This window comes from Sphingomonas sp. CFBP8993 (assembly GCF_034044895.1).
In the GTDB taxonomy this organism is placed as follows: domain Bacteria; phylum Pseudomonadota; class Alphaproteobacteria; order Sphingomonadales; family Sphingomonadaceae; genus Sphingomonas.
Genome location: NZ_JAXCWU010000006.1, coordinates 217,481 through 240,887, shown reverse-complemented (window position 1 = coordinate 240,887; position 23,407 = coordinate 217,481). Strand labels below are relative to the sequence as shown.

Below are 23,407 nucleotides of genomic sequence, written 5' to 3'. Positions count from 1 at the left end.
ACGACGGGAATCATCCCGCCGCCGCCGGTTTGAAGATCAAGGGAGATTGTGATGTTCAAGAAGCTCTCGCTCGCTGCCGCCGCCCTTGCCATCGGCGCCACGGCCATGGTTCCGAACGTTGCCTCGGCACAGCGCTATTATGATCGTGGCTATGGCGACAGCCGCGCTTATGGCGATGCCTATGCCGACGGCTACAACCGTGGCCCGCGTTACGATCGCGGCTATCGTAGTGATCGCGGCTATTACGACCAGCGCGGCTATGCCTATCGCGGTCCGCAGCGGTGCAACAGCGGCACCACGGGCACCATCGTCGGCGCGATCGCCGGTGGCCTGCTGGGCCGCACCATCGACACGCGGGGCGACCGTACGCTCGGCACGATCCTGGGTGGTGGCGCAGGCGCCCTGGCCGGCAACGCGATCGAAAAGTCGAACAACCCCGGCTATTGCCGCCGCTAACGGGATGGGGCCGCAAGTCCCCTCCCCTGGCTTCAAAACCCCGTCGACCTCGGTCGGCGGGGTTTTTGTTCGTACGGAACCCATCGCGCGCCGGTGAGTCCCTCACTCCATGACCCAGACCCGCACCGAAACCGATTCGATCGGCCCGATCGAGGTTCCCACCAGCGCCTATTGGGGCGCCCAGACCGAGCGCAGCCTCGAGAATTTTCCGTTCGGCGCGCGCGAGCAGATGCCGATCGGCATCGTCCATGCGCTGGCCATCGTGAAAAAGGCCGCTGCGCGGATCAATCGCGGCCACGGCCTCTCCGGCGAAAAGGCCGACGCCATCGAAGCGGCGGCGCAGGAGGTGATCGACGGGCGGCATGACGACCAGTTCCCGCTCGTCATCTGGCAGACGGGCTCTGGCACCCAGTCCAACATGAACGCCAATGAGGTGATCGCTGGTCGCGCGAACGAGATGCTGACCGGCACGCGTGGCGGCAAGTCGCCGGTTCACCCCAATGACGACGTAAATCGCGGCCAGTCGTCGAACGACACCTTCCCGACGGCGCTCCATGTCGCCGCCGCGCTGGCGGTGACGAAGCAGTTGTTTCCGGCGCTCGACCGCCTCCACGCCGCCTTGGACGCAAAGGCGAAGGCGTGGGACGACATCGTCAAGATCGGGCGCACCCATTTGCAGGACGCGACCCCGCTGACCCTGGGTCAGGAGTTCTCCGGCTATGTCCAGCAACTGGCCAATGCCCGCGACCGGATCGAGGGGACGCTTCACCGCAATATCCTGCCGCTGGCGCAGGGCGGTACGGCCGTCGGCACCGGACTGAACGCGCCCAACGGTTTTGCCGAGGCGATCGCGGCAGAAATCGCCGAGGCCACCGGTATCGACTTCGTGACCGCGCCCAACAAGTTCGAGGCGCTGGCCAGCAATGACGGGCTGGTTGACCTGCACGGGACCCTGAACGTGCTGGCGGTGGCGCTGACCAAGATCGCCAACGATATCCGTCTGCTGGGCTCTGGGCCGCGCTCGGGGTTGGGCGAGCTGGAACTGCCCGCCAACGAGCCGGGCAGCTCGATCATGCCGGGCAAGGTCAACCCCACCCAGTGCGAGATGCTGACCATGGTCGCCGCGCAGGTGATCGGCAACAACGCCGCCGTCACGGTCGGCGGTCTGCAGGGACATCTGGAGCTGAACGTCTTCAAGCCGCTGATCGGGGCGAATGTCTTGCGGTCGGTGCATCTGCTGGCGGTCGGCATGGAGAGCTTCGCCGAGCGAACGGTCGAGGGGATGACGGTCAATCGCGACCGGATCACCGATCTGCTCGACCGGTCGCTGATGCTGGTGACCGCGCTGGCGCCCGAGATCGGCTATGACAATGCCGCCAAGATCGCCAAGCACGCGCACCAGAAGGGGCAGACGCTGAAGGAAGCGGGACTGGAACTGGGGCTGGTCGACGAGGCGACCTTCGACCGGGTGGTGCGGCCGGAATTGATGCTGGGGCGGTGAGGTTTCGGGCGTAGCCTTCGACTTCGGCGCTGTGCGCCGAAGTTTATCCTGAGCGGAGCGTGGGGGTAGTTTTCCCGAACCCCCGTTCAGGCTGAGCGAAGTCGAAGCCCAAGGCCATCACCCTCCGTCTCGCTCCTTGGCGGGATACGCAGGTAAGGCGATCCGGTAATGGATCGCCGCCCCGCGCAGGATGAACCCGGCCAGTGCCGCCATCGGCCCCGCCCCCGGCACGCCGAGCAGCATCAGCGCCACATAGCTGGTCGAGGCCAGCGCGGCGGCGGTGACATAGAGTTCGGGCCGCATCAGGATCGACGGCTCACCCGCGATCACGTCGCGAATGATGCCGCCGACACAGGCCGAGACGACCCCCAGCATCGCCGCGGCCACCGGCGGTATCCCATAGCCGGTGGCCTTGGCCGCGCCGTATACCGCATAGGCCGCCAGCCCGACCGCGTCGAACCAGTCGAGCGCGCTGCCCCGCCACCAGCGTGCGGGGGTCATCCAGACCGCGACCGCCGCCACCAGGCAGACGATCGGCACACGCGCGTCATGGACCCAGAAGACCGGCGCATCGATCAACAGGTCGCGCAACGTACCACCGCCGACCCCGGTAATGAGCGCGAAGAAGACGAGCGTGACCATCGTCTGGCGATGCTTGGCCGCGACTAGCGCGCCCGACACCGCAAAGACGGCCAGTCCCGCCAAGTCGAGCCAGGGCATCACGGCGGGCAGCATGGCGGTGGGTTGAGGCAGCATCGGGAGCGACCCTAAAGCGGCTTTGCCCCTGCGGAAAGGGCGTCCCGAACATGAACGCGACGTTATCTTCTGTTCATGCAACGGACAGTAGAATTGGGACGTTACGGCATCAGATCAATTCGAAAGGAAGTTCCATATGCGCAAATTGATGCTTGCCTTGGGGTGCACCGCCATGGTCGTTCCCTCGCTGGTCCTGCCCGCCACCGCCGCCGACGCGCAGCGCCGCTACAAGTACCGCGAATGGCGTGACGATCGCGGCCGCGTCCGCTGCCGCAAGCCGGACGGCACGACCGGTCTGGTCGTGGGTGGCGTCGCGGGCGCGCTGCTGGGTCGTACGATCGACACGCGCGGCGACCGTACGCTGGGCACGCTGGGTGGCGCCGCCGTCGGCGCGCTGGCCGGTCGCGAGGTCGAGCGCAGCACCAGCAACCGCCGCTGCCGCTAAGGCAATCATCCCACGCGTGGGAAAGACGGGGCGTCACCTTACGGTGGCGCCCTTTTCTTTTTCAGCTTCCGTTTCCCAAGAACAAACAAAAACGGCTGTCTGCCCGGTGAACGGCAAGTAGTTTTGCGTTCACGCAACAACAACGATCACCACGCATTCTAACAACCATCATCACCGGGAGTATAGTAATGCGTATCGCTCTCTTGTCGGCGACCATCGTCGCCACCGCCTTCACCGCCATTCCTGCCGAGGCGCAGCGCAATGGCTGGGAAGCTCGTCAGGAGTATCGCGAGGACGTTCGCGACGCCCGTCGCGACTATAATCGCGACGTCCGCAGGGCCGACTCACCGCGCGACGTGCGCGAGGCGCGCCGTGAATATCGCGAGGATATTCGCGATGCCCGCCAGGATTATCGCAAGGATATGCGCAATGTCCGCTGGCGCAACTACGACTATAACCGGTTCGAGCCGGGCCAGCGCGGCTATTATCCCGAGCGTTATTATCGCGACGGCCGCTACTACCAGCCGCGTGCGCTCGGTCGCAACGACCGCATCTATCGCGGCATGAACGGGCGCTATTATTGCCGCCGCAATGACGGCACGACCGGTCTGGTCATCGGCGGTCTGGCGGGCGGCGCGCTGGGCAATGTGATCGCGGGCGGCGGTTCGCGCCTGCTGGGCACCGTAATCGGTGCGGGCGGCGGCGCGCTGCTGGGCCAGCAGATCGACCGCGGCCAGGTACGCTGCCGCTAAACGGCCGCTCGACGAAGGGCATGGCCCGGTGGGGAAACCCGCCGGGCCGTTTCGCGTGCGGAGACCATCAGGCCTTCGTTGATCAGATGAAGCCGCCGCCCAGCATCAGGCGCAGGCCGAAGATCAGGATCAGGATCAGGTTGAGGTTTCGCCCGGTATCGCGTGACGACAATGCGCCGACCGCCGCGCCGACCACGGCGATCGGAATGACGAACCAATAGCCCCAGGCGAAAAAGGGCAGAAACGGCACGATCCCGAGAACGAGCGCGACCAGGCCGATAAGGATCGAGAAGAGGTTCAGCATGTCGCCCAAGATGGCAACCGCCACGGCGATGCACAAGCACCGGTTCGGCCGTAAGTTGTTCGGCCCGCGCTCCATTCATCGCGATTCGACCGCCGCGATCGGGGAAACGTTAAGGAACGGGTCGCATCCCCATGCTATGGTCGCCCCATGATGGCCCGGATGCGACCGACTCTGATCTTGCTGGCTTGCCTGGTCCTTGGTGGATGCGGGGGCAGGCCGGACGACGATGCGCAGCTCAATGCGCTCGACAACGAACTCGCCGCGATGAACGACGGCAATCCTGCGCGTGATCCGCAACTGCGCGAGGCGCTGGCGGGGCAGATCATGGTCGATCCCGGCCTGACCCAGACATCGAACGCCAATGCGCTGCGCCCGCCGAACCGGCCGCCCAGCGACCAGCTGCCCTCGACACCGCCGCCCGCCGATCCGGTCGATGCCCGCACGTTGAAATCGGCACCCGCGGCGGCTCGCGACTGCCCGGAATGCCGCGCCTCGGCCATTGCCTATACGCTGGCGGCCAAGGCGGGGCAGCAAGCCGCCAATGCCGCGTGCCTGTCGGGCCTGCGCTACTCCGCCGGATGGGCCCAGCGCCTGCCCGCCGCCCTGCCCCCCTATCCCGGCGCGCAGGTGGCGGAGGCGGCGGGCAACGACGCCAACGGCTGCGCGCTGCGGATCGTCAGCCTGCGCACCCCCGCACCGCCCGCGAAGGTGATCGACTATTATTATACCAAGGCCAGCGGCGCAGGCCTGTCGGCCGAGCACAAGATGGACGGCACGCAGCATGTGCTGGGCGGCACCGGCGGCAACGGGGCCTATATCGTCTATGCTACACCACGCGACGGCGGCACCGACATCGACCTGGTGGTGCGGGGCGGATAGCCTTTTCCCTGCCCTGGCCTGGAGCGATTCCGGGGCGTCCCCTGCCCCATCGCTTGTCCTTTGCGCAGCGAGCCCGGTTGCGCTAAGGGCGACAGGATCATGACACCACTTCTTCTCGTGATGCTGGGCGGCGCGCTGGGCTCGGGGGGGCGGTATCTGACGGGACGGGTGCTCACCGATGCGCTCGGCCCCGGCTTTCCCTATGGCACGCTTGCGGTCAACTGGGTCGGCTGTCTCGCGATGGGCATCCTTGCCGGGGTGCTGGCGCGGACGGGCGGGGCCGAAGGGTGGCGCATGTTCATCGGTGTCGGGATATTGGGGGGCTATACTACCTTTTCCTCCTTCTCGCTCGATACCATCACTTTGATCGAACGCGGTCAGGTGACATGGGCCCTGGCCTATGTCGCGCTCTCGTTGTTCGGTTCGCTGGCCGCGCTGTGGGCGGGGCTCTGGATAACGAGGATTTTCGCATGACGGACTCTGTCCGCCAATTCACGGTCGGCTATGACGATGACGGCATCCGGCTGGATCGCTGGTTCAAGCGGCACATGCCCGACACCAGTTTCACCACCGTCGCCAAATGGGCACGCACCGGCCAGTTGCGTGTCGATGGCCTGCGCGCGACGCCGGGTGACCGGATCACGGCGGGCCAGGTGCTGCGCGTGCCCCCGGCCGAACCGGCCCTGGTCGCGAACAGCAAGCCGACGATGCGCCCGCGCAACGTCCTGTCCGAGGACGAGGAGTCGTTCGCGCGCGAGATGGTGATCCACAAGGATCGCGACGCGCTGGTCCTGAACAAGCCGCCGGGCCTGGCGACCCAGGGCGGGACCAAGACCACCACCCATGTCGACGGCCTGCTCGATGCCCTCCAGTTCGAGGCGGAGGGGCGGCCCAAGCTGGTCCACCGACTCGACAAGGATACCTCGGGCGCGCTGCTCGTCGCGCGCAACGCGCGGTCGGCGGCGTTCTTCGCCAAGGCGTTTTCGGGGCGCACCGCCCGAAAGATCTATTGGGCGCTGGTCATCGGCGTGCCGTCGATCGACGATGGCACGATCGAACTGCCCATCGGCAAGCAGCCGGGCACCGGCGGCGAGAAGATGCATGTCGACGAGGAAAACGGCCAGTCGGCCCGCTCGCGCTACCGCGTGATCGAGCGCGCGGGCAACAGCTGCTGCTGGGTCGAGTTGCAGCCCTTCACCGGCCGCACCCACCAGCTGCGCGTGCATATGGCGGCGATCGGCCACCCCATCGTCGGCGACGGCAAATATGGCGGGGCCGCGGCGTTCCTGACCGGCGGGATCAGCCGCAAGATGCACCTGCATGCGCGGCGCATCCGCGTCGACCATCCCGATGGCGGCCGCATCGACCAGACCGCCGAGCTGCCCACCCACTTCGCCGAATCGATGAACCAGCTGGGCTTCGACGAGATTCGCGGCGACGTCCTGCCGCAGGACGAGGATCGCGGCCCGCCGCCCAAGGAAGTGCTGAAGCAGCGCGCCAAGGCCCATGCCAAGCAGTACCGCAAGGAACGCCGCGGTGAACGCCGCGGTCGCGGTGCGCGCGAGGAAGGCCGGGGCTGATCGCCGCCGGGCTTCGGTCCGTTATCTGGAAAAATGTAAATTCCTCCCCTTTACGGGGAGGTGGCAGGGCGCCAGTTCTGACGGAGGGGTATCACCCTCTCGAGAGCGGGACACCCCTCCGACGCGCTTCGCGCGCCACCTCCCCTTGCAGGGGAGGAATAGGCGGAGGGGCCCCTCCCGTTGGGGAGCAGCAGCCCCTTACTTCTTGCGCTTGAAATCCACCGCGACGACGTTGCTGCCGTCCTCGACCGGCTTGGCGACCGGCTCGTCATTCTCGGCCGAGCCGTGCGGATCGGGATCGCTCTGCGGATCGTCGGCGACGTGGAAGCCCAGTTCGAACTGGACTTCGGGATCCTGGAAACGGGTGATCGCCGAATAGGGAATCACCAGCTTCGACGGCACCTGGTTGAAGCTGAGCCCCACCGAGAAGCGATTCTCGTCCACCGTCAGGTCCCAGAAGCGATTCTGCAGGACGATGGTCATCTCGTCCGGGAATCGCTCGACCAGCCGCTGCGGGATGTCCACCCCGGGCGCCTGCGTCTTGAACGTGATGTAGAAATGGTGCGTGCCGGGCAGGTGCCCCGTCTCCGCCACCGGGCCGAGCACACGCCCCACCACGGCGCGCAGGGCCTCCTGCACGATGTCGTCATAGGGGATGAGGCTGTCGGGCAATCCTTCGGTCATGCCCCTTGGACTAGCGGCCTTTGATCGCGGGTCAAGATTGCATGGGACGGATAGGTGTTTATGGGGAGGCCATGCGCACTGCCACCGTCCACCGCGCCACCGCGGAAACCGTCATCGACGTCACCGTCAATCTCGACGGCACCGGCGTCTATCAGAACGCCACCGGGATCGGCTTTCTCGATCACATGCTCGACCAGTTGTCGCGACACTCGCTGATCGACCTGTCGGTCAAGGTCGAGGGCGACCTGCATATCGATGGGCACCACACCACCGAGGACAGCGCGCTGGCGATCGGACAGGCCTTTGCCAAGGCGCTGGGCGACAAGCGCGGCATCACTCGTTATGGCGAGGCGCTGTCGCCGATGGACGAGGTGCTGACCCGCACCGCGCTCGACATTTCGGGCCGCCCCTGGCTGGTGTGGAAGGTGCCGTTCACCAATCCGATGCTGGGCACGCTCCAGACCGAGATGATCGAGCACTGGTTCCACAGCTTCGCGCAGGAGGCGGGCATCACGCTGCACGTCGAGCTGCTGCACGGCCACAACAACCATCACATCGCCGAAAGCATCTTCAAGGGCCTGGCCCGTGCGTTGCGCATGGCGGTCGAGATCGACCCGCGCAAAGCGGACGCCATCCCATCGACCAAGGGCATGCTGTGACGCTGGCGCTGATCGATATCGAGTCGGGCAATCTCCACTCGGTCGACAATGCGCTGCGCGCGGCGGGGGCGAAGGATGTCGTCATCACCGCCGATCCGGACGTGATCGCGCGTGCCGACCGGATCGTCCTGCCCGGTGTCGGCGCGTTCGGGGCGTGCGCGGCGAACCTGCGCGCCGTCGACGGGTTGGAAGAGTCGTTGCGCGACGCCGCCCTCACCCGCGCGCGGCCCTTCCTGGGCATTTGCGTCGGTATGCAGCTTCTCGCCGATGCCAGCGACGAGATGGGCGAACATCGGGGCTTGGGCTGGATTCCCGGTCGCGTGACCCGACTCGCGCCTACCGATCCCTCGGCCAAGGTTCCGCATATGGGCTGGAACGATGTCCGGCCCGTCGGCGACCACCCGCTGATCGTGCCGGGCGAGGCCTATTTCCTGCACAGCTACGCCTTTACCGGTCAGCATGTGCTGGCGACCACCGACCATGATGGCCCCGTCACCGCCGCGATCGGCCGCGACACGATGGTCGGCGCGCAATTCCATCCCGAGAAGAGCCAGCGTTATGGCCTCTCCTTCCTCACCCGTTTCCTGGAGTGGCATCCGTGAGCTTGATCGTCTTCCCCGCCATCGACCTGAAGGGTGGCCAGGTGGTCCGTCTGGCCGAGGGCGATATGGACCGCGCCACCGTCTATGGCGACGACCCCACCCATCAGGCGATGCTCTTCGCCGAGGCCGGTGCACAGCATCTCCATGTCGTCGACCTGGACGGCGCGTTCGCGGGCGAATCGGTCAATGGCGAAGCAGTGCAGGCGATCGTCAAAGCCTTTCCCGGTCATGTTCAGCTGGGCGGCGGCATCCGCAAGCCGGAGAATGTCGAGCGCTGGTTCGATCTGGGCGTGTCGCGCGTGGTGATCGGCACCGCGGCGCTGGAGAACCCCGACTTCGTGCGCGACATGGCCAAGGCTTATCCCGGCGGCATCGTCGTCGCGGTCGATGCCAAGGACGGCATGGTCGCCACGCGCGGCTGGGCGGACGTGTCGACCGTGTCGGTCGAGGATCTGGCGCGCCGGTTCGAGGATGCGGGCGTCGCCGCCTTGCTGTTCACCGATGTCGGCCGCGACGGAATGCTCAAGGGCTGCAACGTGTCCGCGACCGTCGACCTCGCCCGCGCGGTGCGGATTCCGGTCATCGCCAGCGGCGGCGTGGCGGGGATCGGCGACATTCATATGCTGGCGCTCCATCATCAGGACGGGGTCGAGGGCGTGATCACGGGCCGGGCCCTCTATGACGGGCGGCTCGACCTCGCGGCGGCACTGTCGGTGGCGGCGTCCGCATGACCGTCCGCGCGCGCGTCATCCCCTGCCTGGACGTCGCCAATGGCAGGGTGGTCAAGGGCGTCAACTTCGTCGACCTGATCGACGCGGGCGACCCGGTCGAACAGGCGCGCGCCTATGACGCGGCGGGCGCGGACGAACTCTGCTTCCTCGACATCACCGCCAGCCACGAGGCGCGCGGCACCATCCTGGACGTAGTGCGGCGGACGGCGGCGGTGTGTTTCATGCCGCTGACCGTCGGCGGCGGGGTGCGCACGGCGGAGGATGCGCGCGCGCTGCTCCTGGCGGGCGCGGACAAGGTGGCGGTCAACTCCGCCGCCGTCAGCCGTCCCGAAGTCGTCTCCGACATCGCCGAGCGATTCGGCAGCCAGTGCTGCGTCGCCAGTGTCGACGCGCGACGCACGGCGGTTGGCTGGGAGGTGTTCACCCATGGCGGGCGGCGCGCGACCGGCATCGACGCGGTCGAACATGCCTTGCGGCTGACCAAGCTGGGCGCGGGCGAGTTGCTGATCACCTCGATGGACCGCGACGGCACGCGGGGCGGTTATGACCTCGACCTGATTCGCACCATCGCCGACCGGACCAGCGTCCCGGTGGTGGCGAGCGGCGGCGTCGGCGGGCTGGACGATCTGGTCGCAGGGGTGCGCGACGGTCATGCCTCGGCGGTACTGGCGGCGTCGATCTTCCACTTCGGCGATGCCTCGATCGCGGATGCACACCGGGCCCTCGCGGCGGCGGGGGTGCCCGTTCGGGCGCATTGAGTTTCGTACGAAGCCGCGAGGACGCGAAGGTTTTTGGTTCGCGCGGAGGCGCGGAGGCGCGGAGAGTTTGGGTAAGGGGCGAGTGGCTGGGTAAGCCAAGGGACGTTTTCGTCTCCCGATCGTGGCGCTCGCCCCACTCCGTCCACGCTGAGCGAAGTCGAAGCGCACGCCCCGCCCCTTGTCTAACCGGATCCCCTTGGCCTTAAACTTCGCTCAGGCTGAACGGCGGTTGGGTTGTCGGGCACGAGCCTTCGATCGGGAGACATTCCCTTCTAAAAAAAACGCAGGCGAACATCCGCCAAGAAACCAGACTCTCCGCGCGTCCGCGCCTCCGCGCGAACCAAAATCCCCGGGATGACCGGGCGGGCGGACGCTGATAAACTCGCCCCATGCCCCTAGCGATCATGACCCCCGCCAACGGCCATAGCGGCATCATCCGCGTCCGCACCCACCCGGAACTGTCGGACATCGCGCTGTTCGTCTTCGCGATCGGCGCGATCTGGCTGCTGCGTCGTGCGCTGCGCCGCCGGAACCGCAAGGATTGACGCGGACGCCGCGTCGCGCCACCCAGCCCGGTATGGACATGTTCGACCGCCTCGAAGCCACGATCCGCGCACGCCGCGACGCAGGCGATGCCGCCACCTCCTATGCCGCCAGCCTGTTCGCCAAGGGGCGGCCGAAGATCGCGCAGAAGCTGGGCGAGGAAGCGGTCGAAACCGTCATCGCCGCCATGGCCCAACCCGACAAGATCGTGTCCGAGGCGGCCGACCTGATGTTCCACCTGATCGTCCTTCTGGCCGATACCGGCCACACGCTGGACGACGTCCGCGCCGAACTGGCGCGGCGCGAGGGCGTGTCGGGGCATGACGAAAAGGCCGCGCGCCCGCGCTGAATCCGACGGAGACCATCGATGCCGATCGACGCCACGCTTCCCTATGACGACCAGAATATCTTCGCGAAGATCCTGCGCGGCGAGATTCCGTCCAGCCGCGTCTATGAAGACGAATGGGCGGTCGCCTTCCACGACATCGCACCGCACGCGCCGACCCATATCCTGGTGATCCCGCGCGGCCCCTATGTATCCTGGGACGATTTCTCTGCGCGGGCCAGCGACGCGGAGATCGCCGGCTTCGTCCGCGCGGTCGGCCATGTCGCACGCGAGGCGGGCGTGGTTCAGCCGGGGTATCGGCTGCTGGCGAATGTCGGCCCGGATGCCGGGCAGGAAGTGCCGCATCTCCATGTGCATATCCTGGCGGGCAAGCCGCTGGGCCCGATGCTGGCGCGCTAAAATCGCCTCTTGGCACGCCCCTCCCGCAGGCGGGAGGGGATGGGGGAGGGAAAGCCACGGGCGACGAGCTCGGTGAGGCCCGATGCCCTCCCCAAACCCCTCCCGCCTGCGGGAGGGGCTTGCCACGAGATGGATTGGTGATCCCATTCCTCAGTGCTGACGGTAGAAGGGGGCGGCAATCACCGCCTTTCTCCTCCCCTTACCGCATCCCCTGCGTCTTAGGGATTGCACGTAATAAAATTGCAGCTAACTTCCCGGATCATTCACGAAACGCCGGGCGAGCTCCATGTCGGGGCCGCCCTTCCCTCGGGGGGATTGGACATTCATGATTTTCGGGCGCGTTAAGCCTCTGGACGCCATTCTGGCGACCGCCGAGAAGAAGGGGCTGCAACGATCGCTAGGCGCGTTCCAGCTCACCATGCTGGGTGTCGGCGCCGTCATCGGCACCGGCATCTTCGTTCTCACTTCCGAAGCCGCGCAGAAGGCGGGGCCGGGCATGATGCTGTCCTTCGTGCTGGCGGGCTTCGTCTGCGCGGTGGCGGCGCTCTGCTATTCCGAACTGGCCTCGATGGTGCCGGTCGCGGGCTCGGCCTATACCTATACCTATGCCGTCATGGGCGAGCTGCTCGCCTGGATGGTCGGCTGGGCGCTGATCCTGGAATATGCGGTCGGCGCTTCCGCCGTCGCGGTCGGCTGGTCGGGCTATGTGGTGGGGCAGATCCGCAGCCTGCTGGGCATCGACGTGCCGATGGAGTGGGTCAACGGCCCGTCGTCGGGCGGTTACATCAACCTGCCCGCCGTCATCATCTCGCTGCTCGTTACCTGGCTGCTCGTCGTCGGGACGACCGAGAGTGCGCGCGTCAACGCCATCCTGGTCGCCATCAAGGTCGCCGCGCTGACCCTGTTCATCGCGCTGTCGGTGCCGGTGATCAACGGTGCAAACTTCCACCCGTTCATGCCCACCGGCCTGACCGGCGTGGCGGGCGCCGCCGCCTCGATCTTCTTCGCCTATGTCGGCTTCGACGCGGTGTCGACCGCCGCCGAGGAAACCAAGAACCCGCAGCGCAACGTGCCGATCGGCCTGATCGCCTCGCTGATGTTCTGCACCGTCTTCTATCTGCTCGTCTCGGCCGGGGCGATCGGCTCGCCGCTGGGCGCGCAGCCGGTGCGCGATGCCGCCGGTGTCGTGCTGTCGCCCGGCACGTCGGAGCTGACCGCGCGCTGCCAGGCGATCGTCGCGGGCGGCGTGGCGGAGCCGCTGTCCTGCTCGAAGGAGGCGCTGGCGCATGTCCTGCGCACCATCGGCTGGGAAAAGATCGGCAACCTGATCGGCCTGGCCGCCACGCTGGCGCTGCCTTCGGTCGTCCTGATGATGATGTTCGGCCAGACCCGCGTGTTCTTCACGATGGCACGCGACGGCCTGCTGCCGCAGGCCTTCGCCAAGGTCCATCCCCGGTACAAGACCCCGCATGTGGTCACGATCGTCACCGGCCTGGCCGCGACCTTCGCCTCGGCCTTCCTGCCGGTCGGCAAGCTGGCCAATTATTCCAACTCGGGCACGCTGTTCGCCTTCCTGATGGTGGCCGTATCGGTGCTGGTGCTGCGCCGGACCGATCCGGATCGTCGCCGCCCCTTCCGCACCCCGCTGGTGTGGATCGTCGCGCCGCTCGCGATCGTCGGCTGCCTGTATCTGTTCCTCTCGCTCGACTGGGGCTCGATCCTGGTCCTGCCGGTGTGGGGCGCGATCGGCCTGGTCATCTATTTCGGCTATAGCCGTCGCCGCAGCTATGTCGGGCGTGGCATCATCGACGTGGTCGACGATCCCGCGATGCAGCCGGAAGTCGCCAAGCCGCTCGATCGCTGATCGACCGACGCAAGGCACGAGAAAAGGCCCGGAGGAGCGATCCTCCGGGCCTTTTCGTCTGGGGCCCTGCCCCTCCACCATCCTTGGGATGGTCCCCCTCCCCAAGCGGCGCCTGGGGAGGATCGACGTTCAGAGGCTGGCGGCCAGCGCCTTCAGGTCGACCTGGGGCCGTGCGCCGAAGTGGCTGATGATTTCCGCCGCGCAAGCCGCGCCCAGGGTCAGCGAGCCCTTCAGGTCCTGGCCATGCGTCTGGCCATAGAGGAAGCCCGCCGCGAACAGGTCGCCCGCGCCCGTGGTGTCGACGACCTTGTCGACCGGCTGGGCAGGCACCGTCACGCGCACATCGCCCTGCTGCGCCAGCGCGCCCTTTTCGGCCAGCGTGACGACCAGCGTCTCGACCTTGTCCTTCAGCGAGGCGATGGCGGCCTCGACATCGGCCGTTTCGGTCAGCGCGACGATCTCGGTTTCGTTGGCGAAGATCACGTCGATCATGCCGCCCTCGATCAGCGCGTGGAAGTCGGCACGGTGACGGTCGATCACGAACTCGGCCGAGGCGGTGAAGGCGATCTTGCGACCCGCCGCGCGGGCAACGTCGATGGCGGCACGCATCGCGGCGCGCGGCTCTTCGGGATCCCAGAGATAGCCCTCGATGTACAGATACGCCGCATCGGCGATCAGCGCCTTGTCGAGCGCTTCGGCGGGCAGATAGTGCGACGCGCCCAGGAAGGTGTTCATCGTGCGCTGGCCATCGGGGCTGACGAAGATCATGCAGCGCGCGGTGGTCGGCTGGCCGGGACGCGACGGCGTGTCGAACTTGACGCCCGCCGCACGGATGTCGTGCGCGAAGACGTCGCCCAGCTGGTCGTCGGCGACCTGGCCGATGAACGCGGTCTTGCCGCCCAGCGCGGCTATGCCCGCCAGCGTGTTGGCGGCCGAGCCCCCGGAAATCTCGCGTCCCGGACCCATCTTCGCATAGAGCGCGTCGGCCTCTTCGGTCGAGAAGACGAGCTGCATCGCGCCCTTCGTCATGCCCTGCTCGGCGATGAAATCGTCCTCGGCGGAACTCAGGATGTCGACGATGGCATTGCCGATCGCCACCACGTCGTAAGTGGGGTTGGTCAAGGAAGGGGCTCCGGGAAAAATGGCTGTGATGTCGCCGCCCTAGTCAGGGCGCATCCCCCGCGCAAGCTGGCCTTCGGAGCCCCCTGTCGCACCCCTTCCCCGCGCATTGACTTTGCCACCCGCCCGGCGTCATCCCGTGGACCATGCTCCACGCCTTTTTCCTGTCGATCGGCCAGCTTGGCGATCCTGCGATCCGACGGGTGCTGCTCCGTTCGCTGGCCGTCACCTTCGCGCTGTTCGCCGCGGCGGGCGCCGGGCTGTGGTGGGCGGTGCGCGCCGCGCTGAGCCAGTGGCTGGGCGCGCAGGCGGGCGAATGGTCGGCGGCGCTGACGCTGGTGGTCGAGCTCCTGGCGCTGTGGCTGGCGTTTCGCGCCGTGGCGGTGGCGGTGGTCGGCGTCTTCGCCGACGATATCGTCGCGGCGGTCGAGGCGCGCCACTATCCCGATGCCCTCGCCAAGGCCCGGCCGGTGCCCGTCGTCCGGGGCATGGCGATGGGACTGGGCTCGGCCTTGCGAGTCGTCGCGGTCAACCTGATCCTGCTGCCGCTCTATATCGCCCTGCTGGTCACCGGCGTGGGCACGGCGGCGGCGTTCCTGCTGGTCAATGCGTGGTTGTTGTCGCGCGATCTGGGCGACATGGTCGCGGCGCGGCACATGGACGGTGCGGCGATGCGACGCTGGCGCAAGGCGACCGGTCCGTCGCGCTTCCTGTTGGGGCTTGCCGCGGCGGCCCTGTTCGTGGTTCCGGTGCTCAATCTGCTGGCCCCCGTCCTGGGAGCCAGCATGGCGACCCATTATTTTCACAGGAGACGACAGGCGTGATCCGCATTCCGGCGCTTGCCCTGATCCCCTTGCTCATCCTTGGCGGCTGTACCGTGCCGCAGACCGCCGCCCCGGTGCGCGGCGGCATGGCCCCGGTGCCCGTCCCCTATACCAATGTCGGACTGGAACGTGTCATCGGCCAGGACGCGGCCGCGCTGACCAAACTGTTCGGCACGCCGGATGCCGATGTGCGGGAGGGCACCGCGCGCAAGCTACAGTTCCTGGGCAGCTTCTGCGTCCTCGACGCCTATCTTTATCCCAAGGACGGGGCCGAGCCGCGCGTGACCTATATCGACGCACGCGAGCCCGACGGCAGCGCGATCGACCGGGCAAGCTGTGTCGCGGCCCTGACCCGGCGCGACGGCGGGCGCTGATACGCGGCGATCTCCGGATCGCCTTTTTCGCCGCGGGATTGATGGTCGTTAGCACGCTCGCCGCGATCGCGGGTGTGGCGGGCCTGGGCACGTTCCCGACCATCGCCCCCGCCGTTCGGCCTGTCGAAATGGACAGGCGCGATGCATCTAGGTGAGGTCGGGGCGGTCCGCCGATAGATACGGGCGCTGCGGCTGACGCATTGGTTAACACAATCCGACTGTGGCAAAATGTTCCCGGTTGTTTCAAAAAAAATGGTGCAGCGCAGGAACAAATTTACGTGCACGTGCGTATGCGCTAGTGGGACGACGAACAACGCCGCGTCTTGGCGGTCGTTCGCCATGGGAGAATGAGTATGATGAAGTTCCTGTCTGCCGTCGCTGCTACGGCTCTGGTTGCTGCTCCGGTTGCCGCTGCTCCGACCAACCCGGCTGCCAGCCTGTCGGTTTCGAAGTCGGTCCGCGCGTCGGCTCCGACCGCCAAGGGCAACAAGCTCGCCGGCGGTGGCATCCTGGCTGCCCTGATCGCTGCTGGCGTCGTTGCCATCGGTGTCGTCGCGATCGTCAAGGACGACAACGCGGACAGCAACTGATCGTCGCGGGCGGGGGCCTCCCCCCGCCCGGACCTTCACCGCTCCGGCGGAGGGAAAGGGAGCCGATTTCGGCTCCCTTTTTTGTTGTCGTGTTCATGCGCCCCATTCGGGTCCATCGGGATCGGGATGAAAGTCTTCCTCCGGCGCGACCGGCTCCGATCGCGCCTCGACCATCTCCGGCAAGGTGGGCATACGTCCACCGAAGCGGACCCGGATATAGGCGACCGATCCCCTGATCCCCTGATGGATCGCCGCGACCGCCTCCCCGCGCCGGATTCGTGCGCCGACCATCGGCGCGCGCTCGGCCGAGAGATAACCGACCTGCACGTCGCGTGCGCTGAACACCGCGACCGCATTGGGATCGTGCCGATTGCGCGGTTCGAGACGCAGGCTGACCGGATCGCCTGCCGCCGACGCCAGCAGTTCGAACCGCCGATTGCTCCGCGCCTTGTCCTCGTTGGGAAAGTCGATCCCGACCACCGCCAATGTCATCTCGTCCATCTGCCTTAGTTGGTGATGACGGCCGGGCCGTTCCAGAGCCCTCCCATTCGCCCGCAATCCGGCTATGGTGCAATCATCCTGTCCCATTCGGAGTGCCCATGTCCCTGGCTTCCCTGGCGATGCTGCTCGCCGCCCAATCCCCTGCGCCCGCGCCTGTTGTCGCACCGATCCTGACCAGCCCCGATGCGCGCGACGTACACAGCCATGCCCGTCCGCTGGAGGCGCGGGTCACGCATGTCTCGCTGAACCTCTATGCCGATTTCGAAACGCACGTGATGCGCGGGATCGCGACCCTGTCGGTCGATGCCAAGCCCGACGCCAAGCAGTTGGTCGTCGACGACAATGGCCTGCGCATCGTCACCGTGACCGACGCGCAGAACCGCCCCCTGCCCTACATGGTCGGTGCCGCCGACAAGGTGCACGGTGCGCCGCTGACCATCACACTGAACGGCAATCGCACGGTCAAGATCGCCTATGCCTCTGCGCCCGGTGCCAAGGCGCTGCAATGGCTGTCGCCCGAACAGACGGCGGGTAAGAAACAACCCTATCTGTTCAGCCAGGGTGAGGCGATCCTCAACCGCAGCTGGATCCCGACCCAGGACTCCCCCGGCATCCGCCAGACCTGGGACGCAACCGTCAACGCCCCCTGCGCACTGACCGTCGTCATGAGTGGCGAGCGGACCGGCGAGACGCCCTGCGCGGATGGCCGCCACACCGCCAGCTATCGCATGGACAAGGCCGTAGCCCCCTATCTGATCGCGCTCGCCATCGGCGACCTGAAGTTCAAGCCGCTCAGCGCGCATACCGGCATCTGGACCGAGCCCGCCATGCTCGACAAATCCGCATGGGAATTTGCCGGGCTCGACAAGTTCGTGACCGCGGCCGAAGGGCTGTACGGCCCCTATCGCTGGGGCCGCTACGACGTGCTGGTCCTGCCACCCAGCTTTCCGTTCGGCGGCATGGAAAACCCCATGCTCACCTTCGCCACGCCGACCGTCCTGGCGGGCGACCGCAGTCTCGTCAGCCTGATCGCGCATGAACTGGCGCATAGCTGGTCGGGCAACCTCGTCACCAATGCGACCTGGGACGATTTCTGGCTCAACGAAGGCTTTACCAGCTATTTCGAGAACCGGATCATGGAGTCGATGTACGGCAAGCGCCGCGCCGCGATGGAGGCCGACTTGGCCTGGACCGACATGCAGAACGCGGTGAAGGAAGCCGGTGGTCCGCAGTCTCCCGACACCAAGCTGCACCTCGATCTGGATGCGAAGCGCGATCCCGACGACGGCATGACGCAGATCGCCTATGACAAGGGCGCGACGTTCCTGCGCACCATCGAATCGGTCGTCGGCCGCGCCCGCTGGGACGCTTATCTGCGCGGCTATTTCGATCGTCACGCCTTCCAGCCGCAGACCAGCGCGGGCTTCCTGGCCGACCTGCGCAAGAATTTGCTGAAGCCCGGTGAGGACGCGAGGATCGGCGTCGACCAATGGGTCTATCAGCCCGGCATCCCCGCCAATGCGGTCCATGTCCGTTCCGACGCCTTCCCCGCGATCGATGCGGCGGCCAAGGCGTTCGCCGCCGGTGGCCCCGTCTCGGCAGTGCCGGACAAGGTGACGACGCAGGAATATGTCCGCTTCCTCGACCAGCTGCCCCGCCGGTTGTCCGCCGAACGGCTCGCCACACTCGACGGCCGGTTCCATTGGAACGAGACGGGCAATAGCGAAATCCGCTTCGCCTGGCTGCGCCTCGCGCTCGCCAATCGCTATCCGCCCGCCGAGGCGTCGGCCGAGCAGTTCCTGACATCGCAGGGACGCCGCAAGTTCGTCGCGCCACTGTTCCAGCAGCTTCAGGGACAGGGCGAATGGGGCCAGACGCTGGCCAAGCGAATCTATGACGAGGCGCGGCCCGGCTATCATTCGGTGACGCAGGTAACGGTGGATCGCCTGCTAGGACGATAAACCGAGCCCTGTCGGCGGCGAAACGAGGAACCAAAAACTCGTTTCGCCGTCGATTTTTCGGGTCACCGCCGCCGCAACACCGTTCACCGGATATGGTTCCCGGCCACCTTTCCATCTCGTTTAGCCCCGGTTAATCGACACTCACACCGACATTCCGACCGGGGGGTCACCGTGAAGTTCAAGGCATTTGCAGTGCGATTCGCGCTGATGGCATCGTGCGGCCTGATGATGGCCGCTCCCGCTGCCGCCCAGTTCTGGCAGTGCGCACCCTATGCCCGCGAAGTCTCGGGCATCGATCTTCACGGCAACGCCAACACCTGGTGGGGCCAGGCCGAGGGTCGATACGAGCGTGGCCACACCCCACAGGAAGGCTCGGTCCTCGCCTTCGACGCCACCCACCGGATGCGCGTCGGCCATGTCGCGATGGTCAGCAAGGTCGTCAGCGACCGCGAAGTGCTCCTGACCCACGCCAACTGGTCGCGCCGCGGCGGTATCGAGCGCGACGTCCGCGCCGTCGACGTCTCGCCGAACAACGACTGGTCGATGGTCAAGGTCTGGTACGGTCCCAATGGCGGCCTGGGCACTTCGGCCTATCCGACCAAGGGCTTCATCTATTCGGGCCACAAGAGCGGCGTCGCCGACCTGCCCGCCACCCAGATCGCCTCGCGCGACAGCGGCCGCGTCTCGGGCGTCCTGACCTTCGCAGCGCCGATCCAGTAAGTTTCGCGTTTTTCCCGGCGGGATCGAGAGCGCCCAGCCCATAGCGCGGAATGTGCGCTTCGATTTTGCTCAGCGTGAACGACGGTCGAGACTGGCGGCAAACGATGCCCCTCCGCCCATAATCCCCAAACTCCGTTCAGCCTGAGCGTGGTCGAAGGCCACGGAAAACCTAGCCGCCCGCCCGGAACGTCATCGCCACGCCGTTCATGCAATAGCGCTTGCCCGTCGGCTTGGGCCCATCGTCGAAGACATGGCCGAGATGCCCGCCACAGCGGCTGCAATGCACCTCGACCCGCTCCATCATCAACGAACGGTCACTATGCGTGCCCACCGCACGGGGCAGCGGTGCCCAGAAGCTGGGCCAGCCGGTGCCGCTCTCGAACTTGGTCTTGGACGAAAACAGCGGTTGCGCGCAGCCCTTGCACGCGAAGATGCCGCTGCGATGCTCGCTGTTGAGCGGGCTGGAATAGGGTCGCTCGGTCCCTTCCTTGCGCAGGACATCATAGGCCGCCGGGCCAAGCTTCGCCTTCCATGCCGCATCGCTCATCGCAACGGGAAAGCGCTCCGCCGCTTCCGCCTCACGCCCGCAGGCGGACAGCCCCGCGCCTAGGGCACCAAGCCCCATCAGCGAGAGAAAAGCGCGGCGATCGGAAGGCGATGCGGTCATAGGCAGAAGATAGGAAGGCCATGCCAGCTAGATAAGGCCCCAACTCTCATTCCTCCCCAAGCAGGGCTTGGGGAGGAATGAACTGTTACGCCCCCTTGCGCCGCCAGAAGGGCCGCGTGCTCCCCGATTGCAGCACCCCGCGCCGGAACAGCCGCGCGCCCAGCGTCACGAACAGCGCCACCCACAACGCCTGCCAGGCCAACGCCACCGCGTGGGGCCACAATGTATCGCTGGCCGCCGCCACCCCCGCCATCGCAAAGGGCGACGAGAGCGGGAATATCTCGGCCACCAGCGCCAGCCAGCTACCCGGCTGCGACAGGCCGCTCAGGGTCAGGGTGAACATGCCCACCTGCACGATGGTGATGGGCAGCGAGAGCATCTGGATCTCCCGCATCGTCGAGGCCTGTGCACCGATCGTCAGGAACACCGAGCCGAGCAGCAGATAGGCCATGGTGAAATAGGTGACGAACAGCACGGTGAACATCGGCAGGCCGATGGCGGGCGACAATTCGCCGACCATCCCGGCAAAGGCGGGCGGCAGCACGCTCGTCACCTGGCCCAGCACCGTGCCCCAGAAACCGATGAACAGCACCGCGACGCCGAACATGCCGAGCAGCTTGCCCAGGAACACCGCCTCCAGCGGTACGGCGGCGGCCAGCACCTCGATCACCTTGTTCGACCGTTCCTCCGCCATGGTGCCGACGACCTGCCCCGCCAGGAACAGGGTCAGGAAGAACACGCCGAACACCGCCAGGAAGGCGGTCTGATTCTGCCCGCCCAACGTCGCCCGCTGGCGCGAGAAAGACAGTTTCTGCGGCGTGACCTTGGGCAAAGCGCCGCCCAGCCGTTCGGCCGACAGCGCATCACCGGCCAGCACCACCAGATAATCCGCCGCGCGGGCACCCCGTGCGCCGTAGAGGATGGTCGGTCGATCGAGTGGACCATAAAGGACGGCGGTCGCGTCGTAATCACGCGATTCGAACGCCGCCCGCGCCTGTGCCGCCGGATCGCGCGACGGGGCCAGGGTCACCAGCTCGGGCGGTTCCTCGTCGCGGCGAAAGATGGTGCGGGCCTCGCGATCGGCGGCGACGAAGGCGGTGGCCGCCGTGCCCGGCACGATCGCGACGATCCGCACCCGGTCGGTGCCATGGTCCGCCGCCTGTGCCGCGCCCATCGCGCCGATGGTGCTGAACGCAACCATGATCAGCGGCGCGAACAGGAACAGCAGGAAGATCGGGGTGAAGACGGTCGCGATGAAATCGCGGCGTGCGATCGTCATGGTCTGACGTATCAGACGGCGGGTCGGGCTCATGCCGCGATCTCCTGTTGCGGCTGTTCGCCGACGATACGGACAAAGGCTTCGTGCAGGCTGGGCCGCTCGATCGACAGGTTCAGGATGCCCGCCCCCGCCGCCAGCAAGCGACCGAGCACCGGCTCGATCCCCTCATCGGGCATCGGGAAACGCCAGTCCCCGCCCTCGCGCACCGCATCGGCGGGCAGCAGTTCGGGCGTCACCCGGTCCGGGTCGCGCGGCCGATAGCGCACGCGGGCGGTCAACGTGCCGCGCGCCTCGTCCACCGTCCCCTCGAACCGGCGGCGCCCCCCGGCGATGATGGCCAGCCGGTCGCACAGACGTTCGGCATGGGCCATGACATGGGTGGAGAACAGGATTGTCCCCCCCCGGTCGCGCTCGCCCAGGATCAGCGCCTCGAGCCGTTCCTGGTTGACCGGGTCGAGCCCGGAAAAAGGCTCGTCCAGCACCAGCAGCTTCGGCCGGTGCACGACCGAGCCGAGCAGTTGGACGAGCTGCGCCATGCCCTTGGACAATTTGCGGATCTTGCTGTCGGCGGCATGGCCGAGCCCGGCCTGTTCGAGCAGTTCGCCCGCGCGGACCCGCCCGGTCTTCCAGTCGAGACCACGCAGCGAGCCCATGAAGGCGATCGCCTCGCGCGCCTTCATCGCCGGATAGAGGCCGCGCTCCTCGGGCAGATAGCCGACCAGATCGCTGGCATCGCGCGGATGGGCATAACCCAGCAGGCTGCGTTGCCCCTCGTCCGGCTCGATGATGCCCAGCAGCATCCGCAATGTCGTCGTCTTGCCCGCACCATTGGGGCCGAGAACCCCGTACACCGCGCCCGCTGGCACCGCGATATCCACGCCGTCGACGACGCGCCGGTCTCCGAATCGCTTGGCGAGGCCCGAGGCGCTGACCGCCCAGCGATGATCCACTCGCCCGTTATGATCCACGCGATTGTCCCTCCCTAATCCCCTGTGGTAGCGGGCGGATGTGGCGCAAGACAAGCTGGAAACCCGGATCAAGGCGAAGGCGGCCGAACTGGGCTTTGCCGCAGTCGGCATCACCCATGCCGATGCCGCGCCCAAGACGACCGCGCGGCTTCACCAATGGCTGGCCGAGGGGCGGCACGGATCGATGATCTGGATGGCCGACCGCGCGCACCAGCGGCAGAGCCCGGCAAGTCTCTGGCCCGAGGTGAAGAGCATCATCTCGCTGGGGGTCAGCTATGCGCCCGCGGAGGATCCGATGCGGCTGACCGATCACGGGCGGATCGGCCGCATCTCGGTCTATGCGCAGGGGGCGGATTATCATGATGTCGTGAAGCGTCAGCTCAAGGCGCTGGGACGCTGGCTGGCGCAGGAAGCGGGGTGCGACCTGAAGGTCTTCGTCGATACCGCGCCGGTCATGGAAAAGCCGCTGGCCGAGGCGGCGGGGCTGGGATGGCAGGGCAAGCACACCAATCTGGTCAGCCGCGACCATGGCAGCTGGTTGTTCCTGGGGGCGATCTATACCACGCTGGAGCTGGAGCCCGATGCGGTGGCGCGCGACACCTGCGGCCGGTGCGATGCGTGCCAGCGGGCCTGTCCCACCGATGCGTTTCCCGCGCCCTATCAACTGGATGCGCGGCGGTGCATCTCATACCTGACGATCGAACATGCGGGGCCCATTCCGGAGGAGTTCCGGGTGGCCATCGGCAACCGCATTTATGGCTGCGACGATTGCCTGGCGGTGTGCCCCTGGAACAAGTTCGCGGCGGCGGCGCAGGCGAACATGGCCTTCCATCCCCGTGCCGAGTTGACCGCGCCGGAGCTGAGGGATTTGCTGTCGCTCGACGATGCGGCGTTTCGGCAGGTTTTTTCGGGGTCGCCGATCAAGCGGATCGGGCGGAACCGCATGATGCGCAATGCGGCGATCGCGGCGGGCAATAGCGGGGCGGCGGAGTTGGTGCCGGTGTTGCGCGGGTTGCTGGGGGACGCCGATCCGGTGGTGGTGGAGGCGGCGAAGTGGGCTTTGGGGCGGTTGGGCGGGGTGATCGCCTAGTACCGGCCCTCCCGCAGGCGAGTTTCAGGTCGGTCATGCCCCCGGCATGACCTAA

At 66.9% G+C, this 23,407-nt stretch carries 29 protein-coding genes; 21 read left to right on the top strand and 8 right to left on the bottom strand.

Annotated features, from left to right (window positions below):
• Positions 1 to 51: 51 nt before the first annotated feature.
• On the top strand, positions 52 to 456 hold the full coding sequence (locus tag SOM26_RS14305; protein ID WP_320453379.1) for a glycine zipper 2TM domain-containing protein: 405 nt from the start codon (positions 52 to 54) through the stop codon (positions 454 to 456).
• A gap of 109 nt (positions 457 to 565) precedes the next feature.
• Positions 566 to 1,957, top strand: a complete 1,392-nt coding sequence (fumC, locus tag SOM26_RS14300) for a class II fumarate hydratase (RefSeq protein ID WP_320453378.1) — start codon at positions 566 to 568, stop codon at positions 1,955 to 1,957.
• Between the two features lie 117 nt (positions 1,958 to 2,074).
• Here the strand turns inward: fumC and SOM26_RS14295 are convergent, their stop codons facing one another.
• Positions 2,075 to 2,713, bottom strand: coding sequence for a trimeric intracellular cation channel family protein (locus SOM26_RS14295; protein WP_320453377.1), 639 nt, complete (start codon positions 2,711 to 2,713; stop codon positions 2,075 to 2,077).
• Between the two features lie 136 nt (positions 2,714 to 2,849).
• Between SOM26_RS14295 and SOM26_RS14290 the strand changes: the two genes are divergently transcribed.
• Together SOM26_RS14290 and SOM26_RS14285 are read left to right on the top strand one after the other, a co-directional pair.
• On the top strand, positions 2,850 to 3,158 hold the full coding sequence (locus SOM26_RS14290; RefSeq protein WP_230481270.1) for a glycine zipper 2TM domain-containing protein: 309 nt from the start codon (positions 2,850 to 2,852) through the stop codon (positions 3,156 to 3,158).
• Positions 3,159 to 3,346: 188 nt separating this feature from the next.
• Positions 3,347 to 3,910: a glycine zipper 2TM domain-containing protein gene (locus tag SOM26_RS14285; protein ID WP_320453376.1), complete on the top strand. Its 564-nt coding sequence runs from the start codon at positions 3,347 to 3,349 to the stop codon at positions 3,908 to 3,910.
• A gap of 82 nt (positions 3,911 to 3,992) precedes the next feature.
• On the opposite strand, the gene SOM26_RS14280 is transcribed toward SOM26_RS14285, so the two are convergent.
• Positions 3,993 to 4,238, bottom strand: coding sequence for a hypothetical protein (locus tag SOM26_RS14280; protein WP_414712066.1), 246 nt, complete (start codon positions 4,236 to 4,238; stop codon positions 3,993 to 3,995).
• A gap of 135 nt (positions 4,239 to 4,373) precedes the next feature.
• Between SOM26_RS14280 and SOM26_RS14275 the strand changes: the two genes are divergently transcribed.
• The 3 genes from SOM26_RS14275 (at position 4,374) to SOM26_RS14265 (ending at position 6,673) form a co-directional block, all read left to right on the top strand.
• Complete coding sequence (locus SOM26_RS14275) at positions 4,374 to 5,093, top strand: hypothetical protein (protein WP_320453375.1); 720 nt, start codon at positions 4,374 to 4,376, stop codon at positions 5,091 to 5,093.
• A 99-nt stretch (positions 5,094 to 5,192) separates the two neighbouring features.
• The gene (crcB, locus tag SOM26_RS14270) at positions 5,193 to 5,567 is read left to right on the top strand and encodes a fluoride efflux transporter CrcB (RefSeq protein WP_320453374.1); all 375 of its coding nucleotides are present in this window, start codon (positions 5,193 to 5,195) and stop codon (positions 5,565 to 5,567) included.
• Positions 5,564 to 6,673: an RluA family pseudouridine synthase gene (locus tag SOM26_RS14265; protein WP_320453373.1), complete on the top strand. Its 1,110-nt coding sequence runs from the start codon at positions 5,564 to 5,566 to the stop codon at positions 6,671 to 6,673. Before crcB ends, SOM26_RS14265 begins: the two co-directional genes overlap by 4 nt.
• 198 nt (positions 6,674 to 6,871) lie before the next feature.
• Here the strand turns inward: SOM26_RS14265 and SOM26_RS14260 are convergent, their stop codons facing one another.
• Positions 6,872 to 7,357 (bottom strand): SspB family protein, encoded by a 486-nt coding sequence (locus SOM26_RS14260; protein ID WP_042486441.1) that lies wholly within the window; start codon positions 7,355 to 7,357, stop codon positions 6,872 to 6,874.
• A 71-nt stretch (positions 7,358 to 7,428) separates the two neighbouring features.
• Between SOM26_RS14260 and hisB the strand changes: the two genes are divergently transcribed.
• The 8 genes from hisB (at position 7,429) to SOM26_RS14220 (ending at position 13,259) form a co-directional block, all read left to right on the top strand.
• Positions 7,429 to 8,016: an imidazoleglycerol-phosphate dehydratase HisB gene (gene hisB / locus SOM26_RS14255; RefSeq protein ID WP_320453372.1), complete on the top strand. Its 588-nt coding sequence runs from the start codon at positions 7,429 to 7,431 to the stop codon at positions 8,014 to 8,016.
• Positions 8,013 to 8,618, top strand: coding sequence for an imidazole glycerol phosphate synthase subunit HisH (gene hisH / locus SOM26_RS14250; protein WP_320453371.1), 606 nt, complete (start codon positions 8,013 to 8,015; stop codon positions 8,616 to 8,618). Before hisB ends, hisH begins: the two co-directional genes overlap by 4 nt.
• Positions 8,615 to 9,349, top strand: coding sequence for a 1-(5-phosphoribosyl)-5-[(5-phosphoribosylamino)methylideneamino]imidazole-4-carboxamide isomerase (hisA, locus tag SOM26_RS14245; RefSeq protein WP_320453370.1), 735 nt, complete (start codon positions 8,615 to 8,617; stop codon positions 9,347 to 9,349). The genes hisH and hisA overlap by 4 nt, the downstream gene beginning before the upstream one ends.
• Positions 9,346 to 10,107 carry an imidazole glycerol phosphate synthase subunit HisF gene (gene hisF / locus SOM26_RS14240; protein WP_320453369.1) on the top strand — a complete coding sequence of 254 codons (762 nt, stop codon included), beginning with the start codon at positions 9,346 to 9,348 and terminating at the stop codon, positions 10,105 to 10,107. Before hisA ends, hisF begins: the two co-directional genes overlap by 4 nt.
• 389 nt (positions 10,108 to 10,496) lie before the next feature.
• Complete coding sequence (locus SOM26_RS14235; protein WP_320453368.1) at positions 10,497 to 10,652, top strand: hypothetical protein; 156 nt, start codon at positions 10,497 to 10,499, stop codon at positions 10,650 to 10,652.
• Between the two features lie 32 nt (positions 10,653 to 10,684).
• Complete coding sequence (locus SOM26_RS14230) at positions 10,685 to 10,999, top strand: phosphoribosyl-ATP diphosphatase (protein WP_058752128.1); 315 nt, start codon at positions 10,685 to 10,687, stop codon at positions 10,997 to 10,999.
• 18 nt (positions 11,000 to 11,017) lie between these two features.
• A complete protein-coding gene (locus tag SOM26_RS14225; RefSeq protein ID WP_320453367.1) occupies positions 11,018 to 11,395 on the top strand; it encodes a histidine triad nucleotide-binding protein in 378 nt (125 codons plus the stop codon).
• 325 nt (positions 11,396 to 11,720) lie between these two features.
• Positions 11,721 to 13,259, top strand: coding sequence for an amino acid permease (locus SOM26_RS14220; protein ID WP_320453366.1), 1,539 nt, complete (start codon positions 11,721 to 11,723; stop codon positions 13,257 to 13,259).
• A gap of 129 nt (positions 13,260 to 13,388) precedes the next feature.
• On the opposite strand, the gene SOM26_RS14215 is transcribed toward SOM26_RS14220, so the two are convergent.
• The gene (locus SOM26_RS14215) at positions 13,389 to 14,381 is read right to left on the bottom strand and encodes an adenosine kinase (protein WP_320453365.1); all 993 of its coding nucleotides are present in this window, start codon (positions 14,379 to 14,381) and stop codon (positions 13,389 to 13,391) included.
• Positions 14,382 to 14,524: 143 nt separating this feature from the next.
• On the opposite strand from SOM26_RS14215, the gene SOM26_RS14210 reads away from it, so the two are divergent.
• The 3 genes from SOM26_RS14210 (at position 14,525) to SOM26_RS14200 (ending at position 16,166) form a co-directional block, all read left to right on the top strand.
• Positions 14,525 to 15,202 (top strand): EI24 domain-containing protein, encoded by a 678-nt coding sequence (locus SOM26_RS14210; RefSeq protein WP_320453364.1) that lies wholly within the window; start codon positions 14,525 to 14,527, stop codon positions 15,200 to 15,202.
• Positions 15,199 to 15,576 carry a hypothetical protein gene (locus SOM26_RS14205; RefSeq protein WP_414712065.1) on the top strand — a complete coding sequence of 126 codons (378 nt, stop codon included), beginning with the start codon at positions 15,199 to 15,201 and terminating at the stop codon, positions 15,574 to 15,576. Before SOM26_RS14210 ends, SOM26_RS14205 begins: the two co-directional genes overlap by 4 nt.
• A 353-nt stretch (positions 15,577 to 15,929) precedes the next feature.
• Positions 15,930 to 16,166 (top strand): hypothetical protein, encoded by a 237-nt coding sequence (locus tag SOM26_RS14200; RefSeq protein ID WP_058746830.1) that lies wholly within the window; start codon positions 15,930 to 15,932, stop codon positions 16,164 to 16,166.
• Positions 16,167 to 16,259: 93 nt separating this feature from the next.
• Here SOM26_RS14200 and SOM26_RS14195 read toward each other — a convergent pair whose 3' ends face one another.
• Positions 16,260 to 16,667: an HIRAN domain-containing protein gene (locus tag SOM26_RS14195; RefSeq protein ID WP_320453363.1), complete on the bottom strand. Its 408-nt coding sequence runs from the start codon at positions 16,665 to 16,667 to the stop codon at positions 16,260 to 16,262.
• A gap of 98 nt (positions 16,668 to 16,765) precedes the next feature.
• Between SOM26_RS14195 and SOM26_RS14190 the strand changes: the two genes are divergently transcribed.
• Both SOM26_RS14190 and SOM26_RS14185 read left to right on the top strand, forming a co-directional pair.
• The gene (locus tag SOM26_RS14190) at positions 16,766 to 18,628 is read left to right on the top strand and encodes a M1 family metallopeptidase (protein WP_320453362.1); all 1,863 of its coding nucleotides are present in this window, start codon (positions 16,766 to 16,768) and stop codon (positions 18,626 to 18,628) included.
• 207 nt (positions 18,629 to 18,835) lie between these two features.
• Complete coding sequence (locus SOM26_RS14185; RefSeq protein ID WP_320453512.1) at positions 18,836 to 19,348, top strand: CHAP domain-containing protein; 513 nt, start codon at positions 18,836 to 18,838, stop codon at positions 19,346 to 19,348.
• Between the two features lie 169 nt (positions 19,349 to 19,517).
• Here the strand turns inward: SOM26_RS14185 and msrB are convergent, their stop codons facing one another.
• The 3 genes from msrB to SOM26_RS14170 all read right to left on the bottom strand — a co-directional run bounded on the left by msrB (position 19,518) and on the right by SOM26_RS14170 (position 22,244).
• The gene (gene msrB, locus SOM26_RS14180; protein WP_320453361.1) at positions 19,518 to 20,015 is read right to left on the bottom strand and encodes a peptide-methionine (R)-S-oxide reductase MsrB; all 498 of its coding nucleotides are present in this window, start codon (positions 20,013 to 20,015) and stop codon (positions 19,518 to 19,520) included.
• 85 nt (positions 20,016 to 20,100) lie between these two features.
• Entirely contained in the window at positions 20,101 to 21,327 is a 1,227-nt protein-coding gene (locus tag SOM26_RS14175) for an ABC transporter permease (RefSeq protein WP_320453360.1), read from the bottom strand.
• Positions 21,324 to 22,244, bottom strand: a complete 921-nt coding sequence (locus SOM26_RS14170; RefSeq protein WP_320453511.1) for an ABC transporter ATP-binding protein — start codon at positions 22,242 to 22,244, stop codon at positions 21,324 to 21,326. The genes SOM26_RS14175 and SOM26_RS14170 overlap by 4 nt, the downstream gene beginning before the upstream one ends.
• Positions 22,245 to 22,302: 58 nt before the next feature.
• On the opposite strand from SOM26_RS14170, the gene queG reads away from it, so the two are divergent.
• Positions 22,303 to 23,352: a tRNA epoxyqueuosine(34) reductase QueG gene (gene queG / locus SOM26_RS14165; protein WP_320453359.1), complete on the top strand. Its 1,050-nt coding sequence runs from the start codon at positions 22,303 to 22,305 to the stop codon at positions 23,350 to 23,352.
• Positions 23,353 to 23,407: the final 55 nt, after the last annotated feature.